The 24,950-nt window shown below is 30.2% G+C and carries 21 protein-coding genes; 2 read left to right on the top strand and 19 right to left on the bottom strand.

Translation table 11 applies throughout. The features are described from left to right. Positions 1–8: 8 nt before the first annotated feature. The 5 genes from AS157_RS01500 to AS157_RS01480 are packed head-to-tail and all read right to left on the bottom strand — an operon-like array spanning position 9 to position 5,118. Positions 9–2,003 carry an alpha-amylase family protein gene (locus AS157_RS01500; protein WP_077289015.1) on the bottom strand — a complete coding sequence of 665 codons (1,995 nt, stop codon included), beginning with the start codon at positions 2,001–2,003 and terminating at the stop codon, positions 9–11. Positions 2,004–2,060: 57 nt separating this feature from the next. Continuing rightward, positions 2,061–2,633, bottom strand: a complete 573-nt coding sequence (locus AS157_RS01495; protein ID WP_077289014.1) for a TetR/AcrR family transcriptional regulator — start codon at positions 2,631–2,633, stop codon at positions 2,061–2,063. 11 nt (positions 2,634–2,644) lie between these two features. Further along, entirely contained in the window at positions 2,645–3,439 is a 795-nt protein-coding gene (locus AS157_RS01490; RefSeq protein ID WP_077289013.1) for an ABC transporter permease, read from the bottom strand. Between the two features lie 11 nt (positions 3,440–3,450). Continuing rightward, positions 3,451–4,248, bottom strand: coding sequence for an ABC transporter permease subunit (locus AS157_RS01485; protein WP_077289012.1), 798 nt, complete (start codon positions 4,246–4,248; stop codon positions 3,451–3,453). A gap of 12 nt (positions 4,249–4,260) precedes the next feature. Then, complete coding sequence (locus AS157_RS01480; RefSeq protein ID WP_077289011.1) at positions 4,261–5,118, bottom strand: ABC transporter ATP-binding protein; 858 nt, start codon at positions 5,116–5,118, stop codon at positions 4,261–4,263. A 643-nt stretch (positions 5,119–5,761) separates the two neighbouring features. Here AS157_RS01480 and AS157_RS01475 point away from each other — a divergent pair. Then, on the top strand, positions 5,762–6,703 hold the full coding sequence (locus AS157_RS01475; RefSeq protein WP_077289010.1) for an LVIVD repeat-containing protein: 942 nt from the start codon (positions 5,762–5,764) through the stop codon (positions 6,701–6,703). A 229-nt stretch (positions 6,704–6,932) separates the two neighbouring features. Here AS157_RS01475 and AS157_RS01470 read toward each other — a convergent pair whose 3' ends face one another. From AS157_RS01470 to AS157_RS01455, 4 genes are read right to left on the bottom strand one after another with little or no spacing between them, the layout of a single operon-like run. Continuing rightward, positions 6,933–8,954: an LPP20 family lipoprotein gene (locus AS157_RS01470; RefSeq protein WP_077289009.1), complete on the bottom strand. Its 2,022-nt coding sequence runs from the start codon at positions 8,952–8,954 to the stop codon at positions 6,933–6,935. Between the two features lie 11 nt (positions 8,955–8,965). After that, positions 8,966–10,150: a CsgG/HfaB family protein gene (locus AS157_RS01465; protein WP_077289008.1), complete on the bottom strand. Its 1,185-nt coding sequence runs from the start codon at positions 10,148–10,150 to the stop codon at positions 8,966–8,968. 34 nt (positions 10,151–10,184) lie between these two features. Continuing rightward, complete coding sequence (locus AS157_RS01460; protein ID WP_077289007.1) at positions 10,185–11,945, bottom strand: hypothetical protein; 1,761 nt, start codon at positions 11,943–11,945, stop codon at positions 10,185–10,187. After that, a complete protein-coding gene (locus AS157_RS01455; RefSeq protein ID WP_077289006.1) occupies positions 11,939–13,129 on the bottom strand; it encodes a hypothetical protein in 1,191 nt (396 codons plus the stop codon). The genes AS157_RS01460 and AS157_RS01455 overlap by 7 nt, the downstream gene beginning before the upstream one ends. Before the next feature lie 85 nt (positions 13,130–13,214). Between AS157_RS01455 and AS157_RS01450 the strand changes: the two genes are divergently transcribed. Next, entirely contained in the window at positions 13,215–16,433 is a 3,219-nt protein-coding gene (locus AS157_RS01450; RefSeq protein WP_077289005.1) for an O-antigen ligase family protein, read from the top strand. 198 nt (positions 16,434–16,631) lie between these two features. Here the strand turns inward: AS157_RS01450 and AS157_RS01445 are convergent, their stop codons facing one another. The 10 genes from AS157_RS01445 to AS157_RS01400 all read right to left on the bottom strand — a co-directional run bounded on the left by AS157_RS01445 (position 16,632) and on the right by AS157_RS01400 (position 24,902). Next, positions 16,632–17,402 carry a DUF368 domain-containing protein gene (locus AS157_RS01445; protein WP_077289004.1) on the bottom strand — a complete coding sequence of 257 codons (771 nt, stop codon included), beginning with the start codon at positions 17,400–17,402 and terminating at the stop codon, positions 16,632–16,634. A 56-nt stretch (positions 17,403–17,458) separates the two neighbouring features. Beyond that, positions 17,459–17,911: a hypothetical protein gene (locus AS157_RS01440; RefSeq protein WP_077289003.1), complete on the bottom strand. Its 453-nt coding sequence runs from the start codon at positions 17,909–17,911 to the stop codon at positions 17,459–17,461. Between the two features lie 12 nt (positions 17,912–17,923). After that, a complete protein-coding gene (locus AS157_RS01435) occupies positions 17,924–18,313 on the bottom strand; it encodes a type II secretion system protein (RefSeq protein ID WP_197023170.1) in 390 nt (129 codons plus the stop codon). 11 nt (positions 18,314–18,324) lie between these two features. Next, positions 18,325–19,995, bottom strand: coding sequence for a hypothetical protein (locus AS157_RS01430; RefSeq protein WP_077289001.1), 1,671 nt, complete (start codon positions 19,993–19,995; stop codon positions 18,325–18,327). A 189-nt stretch (positions 19,996–20,184) separates the two neighbouring features. Beyond that, positions 20,185–21,525: an NCS2 family permease gene (locus AS157_RS01425; protein ID WP_214494946.1), complete on the bottom strand. Its 1,341-nt coding sequence runs from the start codon at positions 21,523–21,525 to the stop codon at positions 20,185–20,187. A 29-nt stretch (positions 21,526–21,554) separates the two neighbouring features. Continuing rightward, entirely contained in the window at positions 21,555–21,749 is a 195-nt protein-coding gene (locus tag AS157_RS01420) for a hypothetical protein (RefSeq protein ID WP_075665569.1), read from the bottom strand. A gap of 3 nt (positions 21,750–21,752) precedes the next feature. Further along, on the bottom strand, positions 21,753–22,886 hold the full coding sequence (locus tag AS157_RS01415) for a DegT/DnrJ/EryC1/StrS family aminotransferase (protein WP_077288999.1): 1,134 nt from the start codon (positions 22,884–22,886) through the stop codon (positions 21,753–21,755). Then, positions 22,883–23,494: an endonuclease III gene (gene nth / locus AS157_RS01410; protein ID WP_077288998.1), complete on the bottom strand. Its 612-nt coding sequence runs from the start codon at positions 23,492–23,494 to the stop codon at positions 22,883–22,885. The genes AS157_RS01415 and nth overlap by 4 nt, the downstream gene beginning before the upstream one ends. After that, positions 23,484–24,362, bottom strand: coding sequence for a bifunctional riboflavin kinase/FAD synthetase (locus AS157_RS01405; protein ID WP_231450289.1), 879 nt, complete (start codon positions 24,360–24,362; stop codon positions 23,484–23,486). The genes nth and AS157_RS01405 overlap by 11 nt, the downstream gene beginning before the upstream one ends. A gap of 45 nt (positions 24,363–24,407) precedes the next feature. Continuing rightward, the gene (locus tag AS157_RS01400; protein ID WP_077288996.1) at positions 24,408–24,902 is read right to left on the bottom strand and encodes a hypothetical protein; all 495 of its coding nucleotides are present in this window, start codon (positions 24,900–24,902) and stop codon (positions 24,408–24,410) included. Positions 24,903–24,950: the final 48 nt, after the last annotated feature.

The raw sequence follows: 24,950 nt of genomic DNA, 5'->3' as shown, positions 1-24,950 counted from the left end.
TCCCTCCTTTATTCGTTGACTATTATAAGTGCAAAACCACCAGGTTCTAGGTTTAATTTAACAACTTTTTCCGGTGGATAAAAGCTTTCATCTCTATTCCAAATTTTTATGTTTTTAACATTTAAATTTTTCCCGATGGTGTTTTCTAGATAGATTTCAACATTTCTTTCCCAGGAAAGATCTAAATTTCCAACTATGATTATTCCTTTGTCACCTATCCAATAGGAGTAATTTGCCAAAAATCCATCTTGATAGTTAAAGTACACGTATTTGAATTCTCCGTTTAAGACGAAATTATCGTATTTTTTTCTAATGAAAAGTAATTTTCTTAAAAAGTCAAATGTTTCTTTATCGTATTTACTCCAATGTAATGCATAGTGATCAAAAAACGCAAGTTTTGAGTAAAATTCATCATCTGGTGGTAACAAAGTTTTACCCCAGATGGTGTTATCAAGCCCAAGGTTCATCGGTTGTATTTCACCAATTTCTTGGCCTGAATTAATATACGGGATACCATTTGGCGAAAAATAAAGTAAAAACGGAGATAAATATTTTAATTTGTTGCCAAATTCCCTTGCCATTATTCTCGGGGTATCAGGCGTTTCAACGGAAGCTATAAATGGTATAACAAGTTTTTTTGCCTTTTCTTCTATAAATTTGTACATTTCATCTTTTCTTGGAGCAACATACCAAGAATTTCCTAAAATTACATCATATCCATCTGCCTTTGATTTTTTGTCGTTTTCTATTTCAAGTTCTTCTGCGATAAATACAAAATATGGATCTATTTCCCTTGCTTTGGAAATTATCATCTCTTGCAATTTTGCAGGAAGAGCGTGTCCCATATCTATCCTTGCACCGTCTATTCCAAATTTTTGTTGGTAGGTGGGAATTATATTTGAAATGTATTCCCAAAGCTCTTTGTTTGGTACATTTCCTGGAAATTTACTAGATTTTATAACATCGAATAAAATGTATGGTTTTTGATCTTTTGAGATGTAATCTTTTGCATCCGCTGGATTGTCAAGATAAAGTCTTAAAAATGTAACGTCATCCCAAGTGGGCTGTGGGTCGTTAATCCAATCTGAAAAACCAGGAGGAGTTACAACTCCAAATTCTTTGATTACATTCACAAGGATATTGCCATCCATGTCTTTTACTTTTTCCCATTTTTTTGGATCAAGTTTATCCGGTGAATCTACAAATTTTTTTAAGTGTTTTCTCACTTCTTTGTTTCTGTACAACAATTGTATATCTTCTTTATCTGGTATTTTAAAGGGAAGTTCTTCAACTTTTGGTGGTTTGTATTCGGATAAGTCATCTATTTTAATCCAATAAAACCAATCTGGATGCTCTTTTATTAAGTCGGAATCCCTTGAAGCTGTTCTTGGAATAAAATCCAGTACTACCCTTATACCCAAAATATGTGCAGCCTCTACTAAAGCTTTAAATTCATCTTCTACTGTGAAATCTTCAAGCAGAGGATCATGGTAACCTTCATCAAGTTTTAATGGGTTTTTTACAGCATATGGAGAACCAATACTTCCTTTTTTGAATAAATTACTGTTTTTACTAATTGGAAGCATGTATAGTGTATTAACATTAAAGTTTTTCAAGTACATAAGAAAAGCGATCATTTTTAAAAATGTTCCCGTTTCTTTATACCCAAGAATGTCTACTTCTTCAAAATTCCCGAAACCTTTGTGATTAAAGGCAGTTGTCATTCTTGGAAGTGTTCCGTACATTATTGCCTTTTTTTCCCAGTTTTTTTCTTTTGTGTGGAAAGATATGGGTTTTGCATAATCTAAATTTTCCCTTTGTTGATTGATATATGAAACCACTTTGTAGAAAAATTCGAATGGATCAACAAAAATATTTTCCCCTTTTTCTTCAAAAATGTTACCATATAAGTATTCATATCCTTTAATCCAAAGCTTGGGAATGGCATAATTTTTGTGACCTGTTATCTTTGATTTTAAATATTTTTCAAGATTTTTTAGCATATATACACCTCCATAGAAACGGTTCCAATGTTAACAAAAAAATTATACCATAAATCCTTAATATTTTGATATTCCGTATTTTATAATTTTTATGACATTTTCAAATTCTGATAACATTTTATCAGGTATATAGCTTGTATTGTTGTACCTTCTTGAAAATGTGTCAAAAAAATCTAAAACTATTGAAAATGTAAAATCTCTATCAAGTCCCTCTTTTAATTCTACTTTTTCGAATTTTTCTCTTAAAACAGGCATGTATTTTGTATAATTTTCTCTTAGAATAGTTTGAATTTTCTCTTCCAAGCTTTTTGGAAGATTTTTTGTGGTTTCAAGAAAATCAAGTATATATTTTCGTTTGTTTATAATTTCTATCTTCTTCTTACTCCATTTTAATATAAGGTTAAAAAAATCTAGATTTGGATTTGTTTTAAGGAAAAGATCTAATTCTTTCTCAAAAAGACTAATAATACTTTTAAAACAAATCAAGTATAAATTTTCTTTACTTTTGAAATGATAAAAAATTGCTCCTTTTGAAACATGGGCGTTTGTAGAAATGGTATTAGTAGAAGCTGCAAAAAATCCCTTTTTTGCGAATTCTTTTATTGCAACATCTATGATTTTGTTTTTCATAAATCACCACCTTATATCTTTATATCTTCTTTTCTGAATATAACTTCTCCAATTATCAACATTACAAAACTTATGAGTATTAAACAAATAGAATTTTTGACGAAAACAGTATTTGTCTTTAAAGTATCGCCAATAGAAATATATTTAAATATACTAAAATATCTTATGTTTTCCATTTTTTCCATGGCAGTCCCCACAAGATCAATTATATACATTATAACAAATAATCCAATTGAAAGGGAAATTGAAAACGTGGATTTTTGAAATAAGACAGAAAAAAGTAGTGTTAAAAATCCAAAAAATGTTTCCACAACGTATAGGTACAGTGCAAATCCCAACAATATACGTGCGTTATACTCGAAGCTTACGTAAATGTTGAATAAATATAAAACGCTTAACCCAAATGCAAGCGCAAAGGTGCTGTAGAATAAAAAAAGCACGAATGTTTTATACCAATAGACTTTTTTTCTGCTTATAGGTTTGATGAGTAAATATTCGATAGTCTTGTACTCAAATTCTTGTGAAAAGATACTTGATGCTAGTAATACAGAAAATATTGCGGCGAATATCTGAGCCATCATCATAACTTTTGCACCAAAAAAACCTTCTGGAGTTATAAAGCTTTCCGAAATGTTAAATGCTTTTAACATAAATTTTGGAAGTGAATTTACAAATTTTAATATTTCTTCAGAATCGTTCATTACAGTATCTATAAATGGTGCAACCATATATGAAAACATAAACAAAATGGCAAACCAAATAAAAAAGACCTTTAAGTTATGTTTTAAATCTTTTAAAAAAAGCATTTTTTCACCCCTTATATCAAAATATCTTGTGTTTCAAAAGATTTCTTTGATACTAATATCAAAGCAAAAGATATTAAAATTATAAAAAATACAGCAATATAGTTTATTGTATGTTGATTTACTAACTGTATTGTGGATAGGTGATAAAACATACTAATTTTTCTCAAAGATGCAAAAATTTTTACACCTTTGGTTACTGTATCCAAAAAATAAAACAAAAACAAAATGGCTATCGAAAGGGAATTTACGACCTTTCTTTTTTTTATGAAAATAGAAAGAAGAATTGCAATTGAAGAAAAGAAAATTGCAATTGATAAAAGGTATAGAGCAAACCCAAACATAACTTTTACACTGAATTTTTCAACAAAGGTTTTAAAGAATATAACTTCAAATGTAAAAAAAGTAAAAAATAAAAGTATGTTGTAAATGAATATGGCCAAGGTTTTTTCAAAGAAAATCTTTTTTCTTTTTAAAGGTTTTAGTAAAATATATTCTATTGTTTTTTCGTCAAATTCACTTGCAAGTATCTTACTGGAAAGTAAAATTGAGAATGTTCCAAATAAAATGAACATAAATACCATACTTTCTGTCCCAAAAAGTCCCTCAGGTTTTGACAGAGTTTCCATATCTATGTTAAAGGTCTTTAATAGATTTTTTGGGAGTTTTTCAATGAATTTTAGAGCAGAACTGTTTTGTTGCAAGAAAATGTTTGTAACTGAAGCATACAAAAAGACGAACAGAGAGATTATAACACACCATAGAATAAAGGTTTTTAAATTGAATTTTAACTCTTTTTTTGTAATATGCATTTTTATCACCACCTATATATACATCTTTAAAAATATGTCTTCAAGTGCTTGACTTTTAATCTCTATATCTTTAAATTCACACTTTAAAATGTCGCTTAAGAAATCTTTAAGTTGATTTTGTTTTATCTCAAAAACGTAATTTGTTTCCTCTTTTTGATAAGGATAGTTTTCCAAGAATTCACAAAATTTCAAACCATATACAAATACTTGTTTTAAAGAAATATCCCTCAATTTTGAAATCTCACCACTTATTATTACCTTTCCTTCTTTTATCATTGAAAATTTGTCACATAATTTTTCTATTTCAGATAATATGTGAGAGGAAAATAGTATTGCAGCTCCTCTTTTTTTGTGTTCTTCAAGTAATGCGTAGAATTTTTGTTGCACTAATGGATCAAGTCCACTTGTAGGTTCATCTAATATCAAATACTTGGGGTTGTGAACGAGAGCTTGTAATATTGCTACTTTCTTTTTGTTTCCAAGGGAAAGTTCTTTAAATTTTTTATTCAAATCTATTTCCAGTGTGTTGATTATATATTTTTCATATTCCAAATCTATATTTTTATAAAAAGAACGGTTGAACTTCAAGAAATCTTTTATTTTCATATCACCGTAGAAATTGACCTCTCCAGGTATGTAACCTATATCCTTTTTTACTTGATCTATTTCTATTGGCATCTTTTTGTTGGAAATTAATGCCTCCCCACCATCAGGTGTCAAAAAACCAGTTAATATACGTATTGTAGTTGTTTTCCCCGCACCATTTGGACCTATCAGTCCCAAAATTTCTCCTTCTTTTATTTCAAAGCTAACATCTTCTATACCTATACGTTTTCCATAGCGCTTTTTCAGGTTCTTTACTACAATCATATATATGCCCCCTTTTTTTAGAGTTATATGACCACATGGTCAGTATAGATTATATCATACGTTTAACGTAAATACAAATGAAAAAATTCTATTTAAAAAGGATTAAATCCGTGGGGTGGATGGTGGTGCTTCTTTTTTGTGGAAAGATATAGGTTTTGCATAATCTAAATTTTCACTTTGTTGATTGATGTATGAGACTACTTTGTAGAAAAATTCAAAGAGATCAAAATGTTTTCCCCTTTTTCTTCAAAAATGTCACCGTATAGGTATTCATATCTTTTAATCCAAAGTTTTAGAATGATGTAATTTTTGTGACCTGTTACCTTTTCGAAAAGGTATCAAAAAAGTCTAATGTTATTATGAGTGTAAAATCTCTAATAAGTTTTTCTTTTAATACTATCTTAGACTGTGACTGACCATTTGAAATTAAGAAAATATTTGAATCAGTAAGGTTTTCATTAAAATATACGATCTGAATTTACCGCTTATTTTATCTTATTGATTAAGGATTACAAAGTATAATGTTATAATTTATTAGTAGAAAGTTTGAAATTTTTCGTATGCTTAAAATGATAAAAAATTTTCTAAGAAAGAGGTGTGTAGTATATTACGAGGAAAAAAGCTTGGAATAATATTACTTCTAATGATATTTTTGGCATTTTTGGAAGGTTGTTTAACAAATGCAAATCAACAAATTGAAAGTTCTGCAAAATATATTTATGCGGCTGGATATAGTAAAGGAATATTTGTAATAGATGTAACAGATCCAGTAAACCCAAAGAAAGTAGGATGTTTAGATACGAAAGGAAGTGCATGGGGAATATACATCTCAGGAGAATATGCATACGTTGCAGATGGTTATAATGGTTTGGTAATAGTAGACATAAGCGATCCAACAAATCCAAAGAAAGTGGGGCATTTAGATACGTATGATCTTGCAAGAGAAGTATACGTTTTAGGAGAATGTGCATACGTTGCAAATTATGAAAGTGGTTTGGTAATAGTAGATATAAGCGATCCAGCAAATCCAAAGAAAGTGGGATATTTAGATACAGATAACATTGCAGGTGGGGTATATGTATCAGGAAAATATGCATATGTTGCAAATTATGAAAATGGTTTAGTAATAGTAGATATAAGTGATCCAACAAATCCAAAGAAAGTGGGGCATTTAGATACGAATGGTTTTGCAGGAGAAGTATACGTTTTAGGAGAATGTGCATACGTTGCAGATGGTTCTAATGGTTTGGTAATAGTAGATATAAGCGATCCAGCAAATCCAAAGAAAGTGGGATATTTAGATACAGAGGGTTCTGCATGTGGGATATACGTTTTAGAAGGATATGCATACGTTGCAGATGGTTATAATGGTTTGGTAATAGTAGACATAAGCGATCCAACAAATCCAAAGAAAGTGGGATATTTAGATACAGAGGGTTCTGCATGTGGGATATACGTTTTAGAAGGATATGCATATGTTGCAGATGATTCTAATGGTTTGGTAATAGTAGATATAAGTGATCCAACAAATCCAACTTTAGTAGCAAATATGATGTTGTTTAGTGTTTTGGATATATCTATGTAAGAAAGAAAAAGAACGTAAATAAGAAATCTTGTTGTGTTATAAAAAAGGGAAACCATTTCCATTTTTTATTCCAATCTGAATTTCTTAAAGAGCATGTAGGATACAAAAAAGTCTATTTTTTACCAATTTTCTATCCTATGCGGGAAGAGATAAAAAACATGGCTCTGGTAGAGTTCCAAAGCCATGTTTTTTTAATTATAAATTGATTTTTTGTTCTAATTTGCGGTGTTTATTTTATATTAAATACTACTTCTTTATCTTTTATTTCCAGGACGTTGATATTTAAATTGGGAATGTTTTTTACTTTTTTGATTATTAATTCTAAATTTTCGGATGTTTCAATTACAAAAACTCCTCTTTTTGGTGTTCTTTCAATCAAGTTTACTTTTTTAAACATCTCATTTAAATAATCTTTTAGAACTAATACATAGGTAGAACGTGAAACATTAAATATTAGTTTTACTTTATTTTCCGCCAAATCTTCTTCTTTTCTTAAGTTACCTACTAGATTATTCATGAAATTTACAAATTTTTCTTTATTTAACACTTTAGAAAGTGCAGATTGTTTTGTTGCACCTGTTCCTGTATCTTCAAAGGTAAGACTTTTTATTATTTGTCCAGAGAATGTATCTATTAATTGGACATTGAGCAGTAATCTTACAGACCACAGTTCATAGTCTTGTAAGTATTTTTCGCCATAACTTACTTTAACATTTATAACGTATTTGGCTGCGGATAAGAGTGCAAGTTTTGATAAAAGGTTTGGATCTTTGTAACCTACTAAGTTTTTGGAATATTCTTTGGAAACAAGTTTTATACCGGAGTTGATTAGCCTTTGTTCAATGTATGGTTCTATATATCCATATTGATCGTTATTTACCACTAAGACAGCATATCCAAGGGGTTTGTTATTTATTATCTTTTTTACTAAATCCTTGAATTTATCTTTTTCAAAACTTACGTTAATTACCACGTGATATACCTCATTTTTGGTATCTTCGTTGACTATTTCGTATTGTAGAACACCAATTAGAGAATCGATTAATTCAGCATCTACGGGTAAACTCAAAAGTAAATTTACATCATTTGCAAATAGCATACCCATTGCTTTTTTTACAGCTAGTATTAATGCTTTTTCTATTGCTTTTTCACGTGTGCTGCCTGCACCTTCGGCAGAAATTCTTAATAGTTTACCTGTTTCTTGTGAAGAAATACCAGTTCCCTGGGTTGTTCCAGGTGCGTATTTTTTGGAAATTACGCCTCCAAGTGAGATTTCCACTTCTATGTTTTTATTCTTCACTACACCGCTTAATATTGCTTTACCATTTTTTAGTGAAATATTTTTTGGAAAATCTCCATTTTTAGATGTTACTTTTAAAACAATATCATCTATATTTGGGGTTAACTTTACGGTTAAATCTATTCTCATTCCCACAGACACTTTATCAGGACCTTCTATTTTCAATACAACATCTTTTAAAAAAGGTTGTGCTTTTTTCCTTAAAGAAATTAATTTGTTTTCGGGAAAGTCTTTTGAAAATTCCTTTATCTTATCTATACCCTCAAGTAATTTAAGTGCTTCATTAGTGTTTTTTATTTCCTTTTGTGATAATTGTCTGTATAGTTCGTTAACCTTTTCCCATTTAATCTTTATTTCAGATACGATTTGGGTTAAGCTAGAAAACATATTTGCAGGTATTTGTGTTTTGTTTTGTGATAAGAGTATTTCGTATTCTTTTACTATCCTTTGAGCACTGTATATCATCTTGTCTTTTAAAAGTGATTGGCCAAGTTTGATTGCAAAGTACACTTTGTAGATGTTTAGTGCTGTATCTTTATCCAATAGTCCTAAAACTTTTGTGTAGTATTTTCCGTTCTCGTATCTTTTATCTACCAATGTAAAATCTACGTTTACAAGTTCAATACTCACGTTTGTTTGTATAACACTTTCTAATTTTGTTTCAATTTGCTCTTTTACTTTTTCATCATCTGTTATTTGAACGAGATTTTCGTATAACGTTGAATTGCTTTTTACTTCAACAAATATTTGCTCAGAAATCTTCCTTAGAGCTTCTTTTCTAGCTATTTCTTCAGACTTTCCCTCTGAATCTGAGATGCCTTCTCCAAAAGCACCGATAAACCCATATGGAATGGAAAAATCATTATTTGTGGTAGTTTTACTCTCAGTGTTGTTGCAAGAAAAAAGAAAAAATGCCAAAATGAGTAGCATTATATACGTAATTTTCTTCATATTTTTCCTCCTTAGAATGACATAAAGTATCCAAGACTAATTTGTGTAAACGATGTTTTATCTATTCCAAATAGTTGTTCATAAATATATTTTACAAGGTCTCCTGGAAACAACATGGTATATCCCAAATTTGCAAGTATACCATTTTTAGGTTCGAATTCATACTTTATTTGTATTCCGCCGTTAATTCCAAAAACGTTTAAGAAAGAATCACTACTTACACTATTTGTGTCATATATTCCAAGAATTTGTAATCCTCCAAATCCAGAAAAACTAACTTGTCCCATTTCAAAAAGTTCTACTATTCCACCGACAGTTGAATAACCAGGCACATATCCAAGTTCAGAAGATAAAATAATGCCAATATCTGCAAATATATTTTTGCTATATCCAAAGATTCCTAAGGATATTTTTCCAGCATACATTCCAATCGAAAAGCTTCCAAATGTATCGGAAATAGGATATTCTAAGGCAGGATCATATATTGATGGGTTACCGCCGTACTTTATTTTTGCAATGACGAGATTTTCATTTCTATCTACGCCTATAACTTTAGCATATACCACATCTCCTTCTGAGGTTTCGATTTTGAATATAAATCCCTTTTTGACGATATTTGGATCTAGACCTGCAAGGTATACTTTCCCGTTTTCCACGCGTTTTACATATGCTTCTACTTTAAAAAATTCCCTTAAGGTAATCCAAATATCTTCAGATATTAATTCTAATAGGCTGTTTATAGCCTTTTGTGATGTTTCTTCTTCAACGTAAGTGCTTTTATCAAAGGTTTTTGCAGCTAGAAGTTCTCCTGTGCTTAAATTGTAAAGTTTTAAGGAAAGGCGTAGGCTTGCGGTGTAGCCGTTTTTTTCGTATTGTGCAGAAAGTTCCGTTAATGTAAGCAAAACAGCGTATTTTGCTCCCAAAATCTTTCCCACTTCAAAGGTTTGTTCTACTATTCCCAAATCTGCAAGGTTTCGTTCTTTTACTATCATATCTAAATCATTTCTTGAAAAAACCCTAAATCTTCCAAGAGATAAAGCCTTCTCTTCAAGTAGTGATATTAAGTAATCTGCTTCATCCATATTCCAACCATTTCCTACTTTTGCAGGTAAGATTACCAAACCCGTTTTTTCACTTATAGTGATGCCAAAAGCTATTCCAAAAAATAGTAAAAATAAGAATACAATTTTTTTCATTTTTTCACCCCCTTATTTAAATTATATCATAAATTTAGAATGAAGATTCATAACCAAATATTAACTTTTTGCTTAATAAATTTATCCCCAACGATATACCACTACCAATTGGTAAGAACTTAGACTTTCTTTTAAAAGAAGTGATTGATATTTCTGGGGAAATGTAGTACTCGGTTTCTTTTAGAAATAATTTTACTGAAAAGTCAAAAGAATAGATTCTTTTGGAAATTCCTATATAATAGACTTGTGGTGAGAAACCAAATAAAATTGAATAATTTTCAGAGCCGTATAAATCTAAAAAGTTTACTTTTGTACCTACTATTGGAATATTATTGTATTCAAAAGTTATTGAAAAGCTTAAATTAGAAGGATAGTAGAAACTTTCCATGGCAAGTGAGTACTTCCCTATTGGTTCAATTGAGCGGAATATATTACCATTTGAATTATTTTGCCCTACCTCTTTTATTCTTATATACCCTTGTGTTAGGTGATTGTTGAAAATTCTAAAAACTTGCCCTTTTTTTATTCCAATGTTTTCTCCGTCGTAGAGAAAGACAGTTAACCCCTTTACATCTTTTACCACACTTGATAAGTAGAAGACTTCTTTTAATTTTTTATTAATGGCTTTTGAGATATCTTTGAAAAGGTTGTTTATTTTTTCAATCTTTTCATTTTGTATTACCATTCTTTTTGAGTAAAATGTTTGTGGAATATTAACAGAAGCTTTAAAGGTTTTAGCAAAAATTATTTTTGCATTTTTTGTATCTATAATATTTAGTAAAATAGATAGATGGTAGTTGATATATTCAACATTTTTTACAAAAAACAGATCATAGAAATTACTTGCAAGTTTAAAACGCTCTTTTCTCCAAGGAAAGTTTAATATCTTAACGTAATTACCTTCTTTTTTATCTAGAGTATAGTTGTTATCTTCTTTTTTGTAGTATCTTCCCAATTCTACTTTTTCACCACTTATTAGGTATCTTCCTGACATTTCATTGGGAAAAAAGTCAACCAAGTCTTTTTTCATTATTCTTTTTTGAAAATTTATGGTTTTAATGTTGATTATGTATTTTGGTACACGAAAGTCAAATGATATTTCTCCAAATAGGTCTTTTATTGCTACGTCTTTTAATATTTCTCTTATGTAATCTCTATCGTAGATGTTGTACCTTTTATCTTGTTGTAGTTTTTCCATAATAAATGCCTTTAGTTTGTTTGGAGTATTTGAAAAATTTACGACTATATCGTATTTGTCACTGTAAAAGTTGTTTTTGTTTTTTTTCAAATTTAAGAGTTTTTTTTCCACTTCATCGAATTTTTTTACTTTAAACACAAAAGGTGTAAAAGATTTTATGTAAAAAGAATCTATTTCGGTTAAATAACCTGAAACATAGTACTTTTCTTCTTTTTTGTTTATTATTTTTTTTCTATAAAAATCACTTATTATGTATTTTTGATGTTCGTCTCTTGCCCAAGGAAAGTTGGTTGCATAAACATAAATGCCATTTTTGTCAACTACAAACTTATCATCTTGAAGGTTATATCTTTTTTTATCATTTGTGTAATAGTAGTTTCCATTGTAGGTTATGTAATGCCCTTTTTCATCTTTGATATAATTTATAACTTTCTTTAAAGTGATTTCTTTTTCAACGGAGAATATTTCTATTACTACAAGATTATTGCTTTCAAAAAGCTCTTTTTTTATGTTAAAGTTATAATCGGATTTTATTATTACTGTTTGAAAAGAAAGAATTGGAAGCAATAGGATAAGAAGTATTGCTTGTTTTACCACGATATTCCACCGCCTATCGTGTAATTTTCTTTGTTGAATTTGATGAAAAAGTCCAAAAATTGATATCTCAAAAGTATCCCAGGGGCATTTATAGAGTATGTTAAAAATACTCCAAACTTTTCAAAATCAAAGATTCTAAATCCCATATCATATCTAGAAATTTTAAAATCCGATGTTTTGATATCTAAAAATGCGATTTTTTCGTTGTGAATATTTTTTTGGACAAGACCAAAAGAAAAGAGAAGACCTTCTGTGGAATAATAAATTCCAAGTTCAAATGGTAAAGAAACCATTTTGGAAGATTCTTTTGCCAGGTCTTTTGGGATTATCTTTTCTCCTTTTTTTAAATAAATAACTTCTGCTTCTGAAAAATTTTTTTCCACATTTCTTACAATTACCTGTGCTTTTTCATCTATACTAAATACCGTGTTTAATTTAACTCCGTCATTTTTTCCGACGTCTAAAACTACTCTATTATCCTTTAATGCAACTACATTTGCTTTAATATTGTATTTTAGTTTATTCAATAGATTATATGCAATTGTTTCTGCAATTTGATCTATAAAAAAGCTATTTTCTTTTTTTATGGGACTTTGGATTGATTCGTTCCATTCATACCACGATTTTTTTATTTTTTTGTTTATTTCTATTTCCCCATTTTTTCCGGCGAAGTTGTAATATATTTTACCTTTTACGATAAAATATTCCAAGGTATGGTGGAATTTTGTGAAAAATGATGTTGCAGAGTATAGATTTCCATCATATCCTTTTACAAAAATCCCATCTTTTCCGCCACTTGCATCATACCATTTTCCAACGTATACTTTTATGTATTTTCCATTTACATTTATGTAGTTTCCAGATGCGTTATTTTCTAGAAAAAATTTTTCTTTACTTTGAATAGTTACACTAAAATTTTTTAAATACAAATTCAAAACTAAAGGAGATTGTACGTTTTCACTGAGGATAATATTTTCACCAGAAAGTAGATCCTGAAGTTTTACTTCAAACCCCAATTTTTTTAAGGCATCTTTTAGTAGTATTTCAAATTTATTTTCACCGAAGACACCTTGTACATTTGCATAGAAAATCTCAGAATATTCTGGTGCGTGTACGTTAATTATTATTAACGGCTTTGAAAAAATAATTATTGGAATGAAAAAAAGTATGATAAGTTTTTTCACATAATCCCTCCTTGTTTTAATAATTATAACAGAATTGGTGGTATAATTCTCAATAGAGTGAGAAAATATATAAGGAGGGATTGTTTTGATTTTTAAAGATTTGTTGCTTCAAATTACTATTGTGCTAGTAGCGTTATTTGCAAGTCCAAAATATACTTACGAATTTAGTGTTCCAAAGTATGCTATTTTAACACTTTCAATTTCCATATTATTTACATATCTTGCAGTCAAATGGATAAAAGAAAAGAAAATTTCATTTTACATTTCAACTGCGCACGTAATTTGGTTTTTCTTTGCAATTGTATCTATAATTTCAAGTTTTAACGTTTTAAGGTATAATCCCTTTTACTTTAGACAATCTTTTGATATAGGACTTTATGTGCTTTTTAACGTATTAGTTGCTTTTTATATAAGTAGTGAATATAAGGAGAAAAATAGAATAAACTTACTTCTTTTTGTTTTTATGATAACGGGATTTATAATCTCTATTGATGCACTTTTGAATTTTTATACGGGGTATGACTTTTTCCTTGGAAAGGTGGGTGCACCTTTTACAAGGGCTTCAATTAAAGCAAGTGTTGGGAATGTTATTTTTGCGGCAAACTACATAGATATGCTTCTTCCTATTGCACTTTATTTCTTACTTGCATATAATATGAATTTAACAAAGTCTTGGCAGATTTTAGTTTTAAAGATTTTTGCTTTAATTAGTTTTTTAACGGGATTTGTCGCGGTAATAGTTTCGCAGACTAGATCAGAATATCTTGCGATAATTATCATGAGTGTTATGTATGTAATGTTTTACTTTATTTGGAAAAAAGGGAAAAAGTATGACTCTGATAGAAATGTAAAGAAGTTATCCAATGTGTTGTTTGCAATATTGATAGTTGCTTCTATATTTTTAGTAGTTATATACAACACGGAAAATCCACTTACCGGTCAAGGAAAGGTAAATATGACAAAGAGATTTGAAGCTATGAGTTCTGTTTCGAGTAAAGATGAGAGGTTTTTGTCGTGGTTTACTTCACTTGAATTGTGGGAGGATCACAAAATATTTGGGAGTGGTATAGGAACATACCAGTTACTTTCTCTTTCAAAGATGGGAGAATATTTGGAAAAACACCCGGAATTATACTATGGATGGAATAATTTTAAGAGAGCACATAACGATTATTTTCAAGTACTTGGTGAAACTGGTACCGTTGGATTTGTTTTAATAGTTTTACTATTAGTTATACTTGTGTATTACTTTTTTACAATTCCAAAAAAAATAGATGAGAGGGATGATCTACTACTTTTTCTTTCATTATCCATTTCCATAGTGGGATTTGCCATTCAAAGTTTCTTTAGTTTTCCAGGGCATCTTTTGCCAAACGCACTTGCCGCAACGGTATTTGCAAGTTTAGCAATTGGTCCATACTTTACAAAGAGGAAATTAAAAGAAGTAACATGGGGTAAAGCAATATTAATATCAATACTTGTTTTGACTGTGTCATATTCTTCAACATATTTAAGGTGGAATCACTTTATATCAGAAGTTTATTTTAAAGATGGAAATGCGGCTTATCTTACTTTTGCAAAAATTATCGAAGAATATCCAAAAGCTTCTGAATATATATCCAGTCTTGAATCAAAACTGGACGCATTGGAAAAACAACAAGGTGAGTTTTCTTATCTAAATAAAAAAGTATGGGAGCAACAAAAGATAAGAGAATACAAAAATAAAAATATACCGTTTAATGAATTTGAAATAGAAAACCAAAGGATTGCACAAATAGAAAATATAAGAAAACAGTTAAAAGCTCAGCTTGAAAAAATAAAGATGCAAAAAGCTAGTATGCCGGCATTAGCTAAGCAATACTATATCCAGGCAAAGGAAAAATTGCTAAAAAGTGTAAAGATAAATCACACGTATGGCAAATCGTATTTCTACCTTGCAACACTAGCGGTACAGGAATTTGAAATAGAAAATTTAAAGAAAAATTTGTATCATAACTACAAGGAGATATTTAACCAAGAATTTAGTGATTTTCAAAAGGTTGTGAAAGTCAAACATAAATGGCTTTCTACACTTATACCTTATATTGAAAAAAACAAAGATATTTTAGATAAATTTGATTTTGCAACCACACAAGCACTTATAGATTCCATAAGTTTGTATGAAACTTCACTTCTTTGTTTTAACGAAAGAAATACGTATAAAGCACTTGCAATGAGATTCCACAATTTGCACATAATGATGAGAAAGTTGCTTTCTTTAATAGGGGAAAAGCAATATAAAGAGAAAGTAAAAAAACTAGTTGTACTTACATTTGATAAGTACGTAGAATATGCCAAAAAGACGATAATTAATATGCCCGGTGGTTGGAATAGATTTCCCGATTGGAAAAATCCAAATATTACAAAGGCTTCGCGTGGAGAAGATATATATAGATTTTTTGCTGGGATGATATTTAAACTTCAACCACCCACTGTTGAACCTGTAAGTGATTTTATTTATTGGCTTGCAAATATGGAAATAAAGGCTGTAAAGTATATGAATTTAAAAGGTATCTGGGGGGTACCAAATGGTGTAATTGACTTCTTGCACGCATCTGCCTTTGAATATTACAAAAATGGAATGATTCAAGAGGCCATATACTTACTTGAGAAACTTAAAGATATGTATAAATCTTCATATGATATGGCAGAGAAACAACTTTCAAAGTACAAAAGATCACTTGACAATCAGATAAATTACTTGAAAGAAAAATACGGTAAAAAAATAGAGGACATCCTGGCAGAAAACTCTATCCCAAATAGTGCAATAAAAGTGATAAAAGATGAATTTGAAAGAGCTTTGGATAACGCAAATAGAGATTTTCAAAATTACAACTATCTTTCAGTTGAAACAAATTATATGAAAAAGGTTGTGTCAAGGAATCCTTCAAGTTGGTATGATGTTCCTAAAAACAGCGTATGGGGTGCAATAATTGTAAAACACTTAAATGAATTCCTTTCAAAATTACAAAAGATGGGTGTAAGTACAAATATTATATTAAGCATCAGAGAAAAGATCCAAAATCTTATTAACAATCCTACATATGTAAGCGTATATGAATCCTACGCAAGGTTTATAACACATTATGCTTTAATAGGAAACGACTTAAAATTTAATGCAAAAAAATTGCTTGAAAAATATTCTGAGATAACAGATAATATGTGGAAAAATGTTATAGATGATTGGAGTAATGTTTTGTTTGATGCAACACCTTTATACACAAAAGAAGAAATTTTTGAGTATCTTAAAAGTATTTCAAAATAATAAAGTGAAATGAGGTTGAATTACCGGAAAATGCAACGCTAACACAGATAAGGTTATGATGGAGCAACTGTTACTGTAGCAGGCAGAAAATTTGGTGTTACAATTCCAGATGAGGAAATTAAGATTCAAAAAAATTAAGGGAAAAGATTTGAAGATTGATTTTGAATTATAAAAATAAGTCCTTCCGTTTGGAAGGACTTATTCTTTTAAAATTGCTTCTAGATATTTTGAGATAAGAATACCCAATACAAAGTATACATATGAAAACCATTTTGTAGTGACTGGGAAGATCAAAATGGTACCTGCTAAGGTCAAGCCTATTAGAAAGGAAATAACTTTTTCTCTGAACTTTTCCATTAAAATTTCTAGGAGTTTAACGATTAATATTAATCCAAGTAAAACGCCAAGGCCAAAGGGGATCAAAATTCTAAAATCCAAACTTGAAATAGCATCTATGACTTGTTTGTATATTCCCAATATTAATAACATGGAAGAGCCACTAATGCCTGGGAGAACCATGGTGGCTGCACCTATTATTCCTCCAATGAATAGGTAAAACAGGTTTGTATTTGATTTTTCTACAGATTGAGTGAAAGATAATATAAAATATGTACTGGCAAATGAGAAGGTAATTATTGAAAAATTTGAGATTTTTTTAACCTTTACTTCTTTTAAGAGGTAAAAGAGTCCACCGATAATAAGTCCGGAAAACAGCCCATATGAATATTCTGGATATTTTTCAAAAACTTTTGAAAGAATTTTAGAAAGTAGCAAGATGGATATTGCTATGCCAAAGACGAGGAATACAACGGTTTTTAAAGAATTTTTTTTGAGTTTGAAGGACAATAAATCTGAAAATGCTTTTAATATTATGTCGTATCTTCCCGAAATTGCCGCAATAGTACCACCACTAATCCCGGGAAGTAAATTTGCAATACCCATTAAAATACCAAGCAAAAAATCTCTCATATCTAATCCTCCATGAGTTTTTCTTTAATTATACATATTTTTTTGTTAGTTGTAAACTACGTGGAGATATCAGAGGTTAGTATAAACTTGCTTTTGTGTTTTCCAAATGAAAATTCCACTGTGGGAAGATTTTCTCTAACGCCAAATTTTACGGAAATTACCCCAGGGATTGAAACTATTTTGTAGTATTTTTTCCCATCAAATAATTTAATAACTTTTTCCGTATTGTCACTTTCTAATATGTATTTATATTCTTTTCCTTTTCCATCAGGTGTGGAAACGATAAAAGAAATTTCATTTTCAAAAACTTTTACTCCATATGATACATTTGCATTTTTAAAAAAATTTTGTAAAGTGTAAAAAGAATATATTGTACATTGTTCTAAACTGCAATTTTTAAATGTAACTTCTAAATTTTTTGTCAAAAGTAAAAAAAGAGATAAAACAGTTGCAAATAATATTACAAAGATAAGAAGAAAAGAGATTATTCCGGAAATTGAAAAGATCATATTCTCCCCCCTTTATGGTCTCCCTTGGAATATTAGAAATTCTTCTTTTGTGTTGGTATTTTTTAGAATCGTTACTTTTATGATTCTTGCAATAACAATATTGGAATTTTTATATACTTTTTCCACCGTGAGATTTGAGATCCGTGGATATATATTTGGATCTTGTGTGCCGTGGAATTTTTTGTTTATTATATTTGGCAACGATTCTATGCTTTCATCTTTTACGCCACGTATTAGTATTTCATTTATTACGAACCTTTTGAAATTTAAAAAATTATTTTGAACTTTTAATTTTCCATTTTGAAATGAAGAAAAAGAAACCAGGGAGAATACCCCTGTTGATATTAAAGCTATAAGCAATAATGAAACAAGTGTTTCAGTTAAGCTAAACCCTTTTTTCAAAAAAACCCCTCCTATCCCCTATTTATAACATTCTCCAAATAAAGTATCATTATACTCTGTTTCTTTGATGGAGTGGCATTTGTTCCAATTCTTCCAAGCAAAGCCCTTGAATCATGAACGTAAAATTTGTAATAACCAGGAGCATATTGCCCAACAAGTCCCACTGGTCCCCTTTTTCTTTGCATAATACTTCCGAAAATAAAGAGTTGCTTGTTTTTTTGACCATTTTGATAGTCTTCTACCCTAAAAGAGCCGTTGAAAGAATATATATTTGCAAATATTTTGTGGTTGTTTATTCTTGAAAAATTTTTATTCGATTTTACAATTACATCATTTTTTGCGACTAAATCTAAAGAGGAATCTTCGTTATTTAACACAAAATTTTTAATTTCCTCTGCTTTTTCTAATGATATTTCTTTGTTCAAATCAAAAGAAACATTTGAGAGTGTTTTATACGGTACTATACGTGTGTTGATATAGATATTACTTTTAGAGAATATGGTTAAATTTCCATCATAGGTAAATAACCTTTTTTGGAGAGATTTGTTATCTGTTAATTCTATGTCGTAATCAGAAGTTATAACCCCATTAAACTTTACGTTATTTGATTTACCGTTGTATCTTATTCTTGCTTTTGGAAGTTCTCCTACTTTCCAGGATAGCTCATAACTTTTACCATTAGTATATATAGTTAATATATTTTCACCATCTACAACCTTTGAGGTTATAATTGCACTATTTGGCAATTTAATTCCACACTCTGTTGATGTGTATAAAAAGTCTTCTAAAGGTAGGGCGAGTTTTGAGGTAGCGCTAGAATAATCTTCATAAATATCTGTAAAGCCTATGTCAGAATCTACAAATTTCACAGGTGGATTTCCCTTTAATTTTAGTAAGTCGTAGACCATCTCTGGATTGTGTTGTGAATCATATGTTGTTAATGTATCATTGTTTTCGTTGTAGTATTTAATTCCCGGTACTTCTAATGTTCCAAATACGGTAAATTTTTTGTTTGTTTTTGCATATTGGTACACATGGATATAGTCATTACTCTTTAACGGACCGTATATTATTTCATTGCTTGTAAAATAAATTAACGGTTCTTCTTGGGAATAGTAAATGTACTTATTTAACTTTTCGGAGGTAAATATTGCAATTTTGTTGAATTCAGTATTTTCGTTTTTTATCCTAACGTAAAGTAAGTATTTTCCACTATTTTCGATTTTATACACAGCAGAGAATACCGAAAGATTAGGAAAGCTTTCTATATATTTTTTAAATTCTTTGTAATAATCTTTGAGGGAAAGCTTTTCAAATGATGAGGTGCTTAATTTTTTGGTATTTGAAAATATAATTGTTGCCTTTTTTGTGTCCACTTTTTTTTCTATAAATTGTTTTGTCTGGGTGGGCCATTTTACATTTTTTATATAGGCAACTTCTTGCGAATAGTCTTTAAATAAAAAAATATCTTCTCTTAAATTACTTGAGTTGTCCATTCCCATCTTTACAGTTGCAATGGAAAATTCTAAGAGATTATTTGCGATAAATTCGACGTTTTCTTCTTTTAGTTTTCTAAAATATATATTTTCTGTGTTTTTAAGTATGCTAAACGTAGCAACAGAAAATATTGTAAAAACTACAAGTAACATTAAAAGAATGATACTAATTGATCCTTTTCTCAAAAAAATCCCCCCACAGTATAAAAAAACATTCTAATTTATATATAACAAAAAATAAGATGATTGTCAAAAAAATTGTAATAAAAATATTAGTATATATTAAAAAAGTCTATATACACACAATCTATTTGTTTATTTAATATTTTTGTAACGTACGGTTTTTTTAAAAAAAGGGGAGATATCTCCCCTTTTTTATCCTCTAAGGAAGATTAAATATAGGATGAATAAAAATGCGAGGAGCCAGTTTAGGATATGGACATCTTTGGTTTTTCCGCTAAACGTCTTTACAATTGGGTATACAATTAATCCCAATGCAATTCCATTTGCAATAGAGTAGGTAAGTGGCATTACAATCATTGTAATGAAGGCGGGAATAGCCTCTGTTATGTCGTCCCAATTAATTAATTTTAAGCCTTTGAGCATTAATGCACCGACAAAAATTAACGCAGGTGCCGTTGCTGCGGCAGGAGTTGTTAATCCAAGAGGTGCAAAAAAGAGCATTAAAAGCATTAAAATAGCCACTGTAACAGCTGTAAGTCCCGTTCTTCCACCTTCTGCTATACCCGTGCTACTTTCGATGTATGTTGTAACAGTTGAAGTTCCAAATAATGCACCTACTGTGGTACCAATGGCGTCTGCTAAATAGGCTTTATTGGCCCTTGGAAATTCACCTTTTTTTATAAAACCGGCACTTTCAGCAAGCCCTGTTAAAGTTCCAAGTGTGTCAAAAAAGTCCACAAAGAAAAAAGTGAATACTACAATCCAGAAAGTTCCAGATGCAAGATCTGCCCAGGAGAATTTTTCAAATAATTTTAGAAATGTTGGGGATATATCAGGTATCTTTCCAACGATTCCTTGGAATTTTGTAACTCCAAATATGGGGATTGCACCAATAAATGTGGAAGCCAAAATTCCTATTAATATTGAACCGGGAACTTTTAGTGCAAATAGAATAGAAATAATGAAAAATCCTATAATAGTAACTAATGCGGTATGTGATGTTATATCACCCAATGTTACAAAGGTTGCGGGGTCTGAAACAACGATACCGGAACTTTTAAGACCGATAAATGCGATGAACAATCCAATACCTGCACTTGTTGCTATTTTAACAGAATTTGGAATTGCCTTAACTACAAAGCCTCTAACACCGCTTATTGTGAGTAGTATGAATAGAATACCTTCAATAAAAACTGCGGCAAGTGCCACACGCCAGTCAATACCGAGTTTCCCACAAACTGTAAATGCAAAATACGCATTTAGTCCCATACCAGGTGCAAGTGCAAATGGATAGTTGGCCCAAAGTCCCATTATTAACGTTGCAGTTGCAGCACCTAAAATGGTTGCAACCATAAATGCACCGAAGAATTGAGCATATAGAGGATTGTCTGGACTTAATCCGGGGATCACGTTAATTAAGATGTTTGGGTTGATGAAAATAATATATGCCATGGTAAGAAAGGTAGTAATACCAGCAACTATCTCGGTTTTTACACTTGAACCACTTTCCTTAATTTTGAAGAATTTTTCCATACTTTCTCCTCCCCCTTGAGATATGAGTGTTACTTTATGTTTATTTTTGTTTTTCTTGTAAATTCAATTAAAACCCCATCCACAACGATATTGTCGATATCCATGTGTTCAACGAAATCAACTATCATTTCTTCTAGTTCTTTTTTCTCCCTATTTAATTCTTTTATAGTTTCCTTTACTTTTAGGTACCTCTTTAAGAGTTCTTCAAGTGTCTGATTTTCCATATTCTACCTCCTTAAAGCTTTTTCTATTTCATCTACAATTATTTCTACTTCATCAAAGGACAATTCGGGAAAAATTGGTAAAGCAAGGGTTGTTTTTGATAGTTTTTCTGAAACGGGTAAACTTCCTTCTTTGTAACCTAGATATTTGAAACAATTTTGAAGGTGTAAAGGAACTGGGTAATAAATGCTAGTTCCAATTCCTTTACTTGCAAGATGTCTTTTTACCTTTTCCCTTTTTTCATTTGAATCAAATTCTACCACATACTGATGAAAAACATGAACCTTTAATTTTCCGCTTGTTTTGGGGTATTTTAAGTCTAATTCGTGTTTTTCAAATTCTTTTGCATAATTTTTGGAAATTTCTATCCTTTTTTCAGTCCACTTTTTTATGTATTTAAATTTTACGTTTAAAATAGCCGCTTGTAATTCATCGAGTCTGGAGTTATAACCTATTTCATCATGAAAATATTTCTTTTTTGCACCGTGAACTCTGAGAGATTTAGCCTTTTGATAGATATTTTCATCATTTGTAACTATTAATCCCCCATCACCATATGCCCCCAAATTTTTTGTAGGAAAAAATGAAAAGATAGATGCATCTCCTATACTGCCACTTTTTTTAACAGTGTTGTTAATGATACCTTCAGAACCTATAGATTGTGCACAATCTTCCAATATTTTTATACCGTATTTTTCTTTTAGAAAGTTTAAATCCTCCAAATTAACGGTTCTTCCAAAAAGGTGCACGGGTATTATGCCGAATACTTTTTCTTTTTTTAGTACATTTTCAACTTGGTTTAAATCTATATTGTAAGTTTCTTTGTCAACATCAACAAATATGGGAATAGCCTTATTCCTCACAATAGATGAGGCAGTTGCAAAAAACGTATAAGGTGTGGTGATAACTTTATCTTCTTCTTGGATTCCCATTGCTCTAAGTGCTATAACCAAGGCGTCGCTTCCATTTGCAACACCTACCCCGTATTTAACACCTATGAAATCAGCTATAGTCTTTTCTAATTTTTCTACTTCTGGACCCAAAATGACTCTTCCGCTTGATAGAACGTTGTCAATGGCGTTTATTATTTCTTCTTTGATTTCCTTGTATTGTCTTGTAAGATCAAATAGCGGTATCACTTTTTCTCCTCCCATTTACAATACTTATAGATTGAACAAATATTACATTTTGGTGATCTAGGTAGACACACATTTTTCCCAAATTCCACCATCGAACCGTTAATAGGCCCCCAAAGATTTTTGGGAAGGATTTTCATAAGTTCAAATTCTGTTTCTTCAGGAGTCTTAGTCTTTACCCAGCCAAGTCTGTTTGAAATCCTATGGACGTGTGTATCTACCGCAAGGGCAGGTTTTGAAAAAGAAACGTACAATACTATGTTTGCAGTTTTTCTTCCAACCCCAGGCAAAGAAATTAAATCGTTTAGATTATCGGGAACTTTGCCTGAGAATTTTTCTATAATTATTTTTGAAATTTCTATTATTCTTTTAGCTTTTTGTCGGTAGAGTCCTGCGGGTTTAATTAGTTCATAAAGGGCTTCTTCTTTAGCTTTTGAAAGTTCTTTCACTGTTTTGTATTTTTTAAATAAATTTTTAGCTGCTATTTCCGTGTTTTCATCTTTGCTTCTTTGGCTTAAAACGGTTGTAATTAAAACTTTAAATGGATCTTTTTCATTGTGAATTCTTGGATATTCTTCGATAATTTTTTTTGCAATTTTTTCAATATCCATATTCTCTCTCCAATATCTTTCTTGCTATTTTTTTGTCTTCGTGCATTTGTTTTATCAATTCATCAATTGAGGAAAAATTTTTTTCTTCCCGTAAAAAATCAAGTAATTCTACTCTAATTTCTTTTCCGTATAGATTACCTTCAAAATTTAAAATGTAAACTTCGTATTTTACATTTTTAGTTTTCTCAATAGTTGGTCTTAGTCCTATGTTGATGAGTCCGTAGTACCTTTTTGGCGTATAAACTCTACAAAGGTAAACACCAAATTTTGGGGTAATAAGTTCTTTACCCCTTCTAATATTTGCGGTGGGAAATCCAAGTTTTTTTCCAAGTTGCTTGTCTTTATAAACCTTGCCATAGATGGGATATGCCCTTCCAAGTAGCTTGTTTGCCTTCTTTACTTTTCCTTCTTTGATCAATTTTCTAATTAATGTACTACTAACCCTTTCTCTGTCTACTATTAAATCATCCACTATTTTTAATTTAATTCCTTCTTCTTTGGAAAGTTTTTCAAGTAGTTTAATGTCTCCTTTTGCGTTTTTGCCAAATCTAAAATCTTTTCCAACTACTATACCAGTTGTGTCTTTTGATAAGAATTCAAAAAAATTTTTTGCTTCAATATCTTTTATTTCCTCCAGATTTAATGTAAATACATCTCCGTACATTTCAAGTAATGTTATTCTATCTTCAAGTGGTATCAAAAGCCCATCAAAATTACCAATATAATATTCCATAGGAAATACTATAGTGTATATTTCAGGTTTAGATTGGAATGTTTCTGCCATTTTCTTTAAAGTGTTTAAAATTTCTACATGTCCAATGTGTACTCCATCGAAAACACCGATAGTTAATACTCTCAAAAGAATCACCTCAAAAAAATTATACCATATAAAAAGGCTCTGTTTCCAGAGCCTTTAAAATGTAAATCCACTTGCTATATAATACATTTCTCCAAATTTCATTCCCAAGGAATTATCTTCTAATTTTTTTACTCTTCCAATAACACCTGCTTCTAGTTTGAAAATGGAAAGTTTTAATCCCAAACCTACTTTTAAATCTAAAACGTTAAATTGTTTTATTGAGATTGCCTCAATAAAGGGCATATCGGTGGAAAGCCTCATATATAGATTTTTTGAAAAGCTTGGGGTAAGTTGAAGTCCAATTCCCAAAAAACTTTTTACATAGTTAAGATCAATATTATCTTTTAGATAAAAGTTACCATCTTCGTTATATGTACCAAATGGAAACATGAAATACAAAATACCAAAGTCTGCTCTTGCAAACAACTCGATTTGAGGTGCGGGATATTCTGGAAAATCAATTTTCGGTAATGTAAGTCCTTCAACACCTATGAAAAATGGAAATGCCGAAATCGAAAAAAGCAACAAAACTATTAAAAAATATTTCATGTGTTCACCTCCCGTTAAAGTTGAAGTAACTTTTATAATATAATACCA

The organism is Thermosipho sp. 1244 (assembly GCF_018588215.1).
GTDB classification, from domain to species: Bacteria; Thermotogota; Thermotogae; order Thermotogales; family Fervidobacteriaceae; genus Thermosipho; species Thermosipho affectus.
The sequence above is the reverse complement of the archived record's forward strand: the minus strand, read 5'-3'. Positions and strand labels throughout refer to the sequence as shown.

Excerpts from the sequence above, each read along its gene's own strand:
- AS157_RS01500 (WP_077289015.1), bottom strand. The coding sequence starts at position 2,003 with ATGCTAAAAAATCTTGAAAAATATTTAAAATCAAAGATAACAGGTCAC.
- AS157_RS01495 (WP_077289014.1), bottom strand. The coding sequence starts at position 2,633 with ATGAAAAACAAAATCATAGATGTTGCAATAAAAGAATTCGCAAAAAAG.
- AS157_RS01490 (WP_077289013.1), bottom strand. The coding sequence starts at position 3,439 with ATGCTTTTTTTAAAAGATTTAAAACATAACTTAAAGGTCTTTTTTATT.
- AS157_RS01485 (WP_077289012.1), bottom strand. The coding sequence starts at position 4,248 with ATGCATATTACAAAAAAAGAGTTAAAATTCAATTTAAAAACCTTTATT.
- AS157_RS01480 (WP_077289011.1), bottom strand. The coding sequence starts at position 5,118 with ATGATTGTAGTAAAGAACCTGAAAAAGCGCTATGGAAAACGTATAGGT.
- AS157_RS01475 (WP_077289010.1), top strand. The coding sequence starts at position 5,762 with ATGATATTTTTGGCATTTTTGGAAGGTTGTTTAACAAATGCAAATCAA.
- AS157_RS01470 (WP_077289009.1), bottom strand. The coding sequence starts at position 8,954 with ATGAAGAAAATTACGTATATAATGCTACTCATTTTGGCATTTTTTCTT.
- AS157_RS01465 (WP_077289008.1), bottom strand. The coding sequence starts at position 10,150 with ATGAAAAAAATTGTATTCTTATTTTTACTATTTTTTGGAATAGCTTTT.
- AS157_RS01445 (WP_077289004.1), bottom strand. The coding sequence starts at position 17,402 with ATGAGAGATTTTTTGCTTGGTATTTTAATGGGTATTGCAAATTTACTT.
- AS157_RS01440 (WP_077289003.1), bottom strand. The coding sequence starts at position 17,911 with ATGATCTTTTCAATTTCCGGAATAATCTCTTTTCTTCTTATCTTTGTA.
- AS157_RS01425 (WP_214494946.1), bottom strand. The coding sequence starts at position 21,525 with ATGGAAAAATTCTTCAAAATTAAGGAAAGTGGTTCAAGTGTAAAAACC.
- AS157_RS01420 (WP_075665569.1), bottom strand. The coding sequence starts at position 21,749 with ATGGAAAATCAGACACTTGAAGAACTCTTAAAGAGGTACCTAAAAGTA.
- nth (WP_077288998.1), bottom strand. The coding sequence starts at position 23,494 with ATGGATATTGAAAAAATTGCAAAAAAAATTATCGAAGAATATCCAAGA.
- AS157_RS01400 (WP_077288996.1), bottom strand. The coding sequence starts at position 24,902 with ATGAAATATTTTTTAATAGTTTTGTTGCTTTTTTCGATTTCGGCATTT.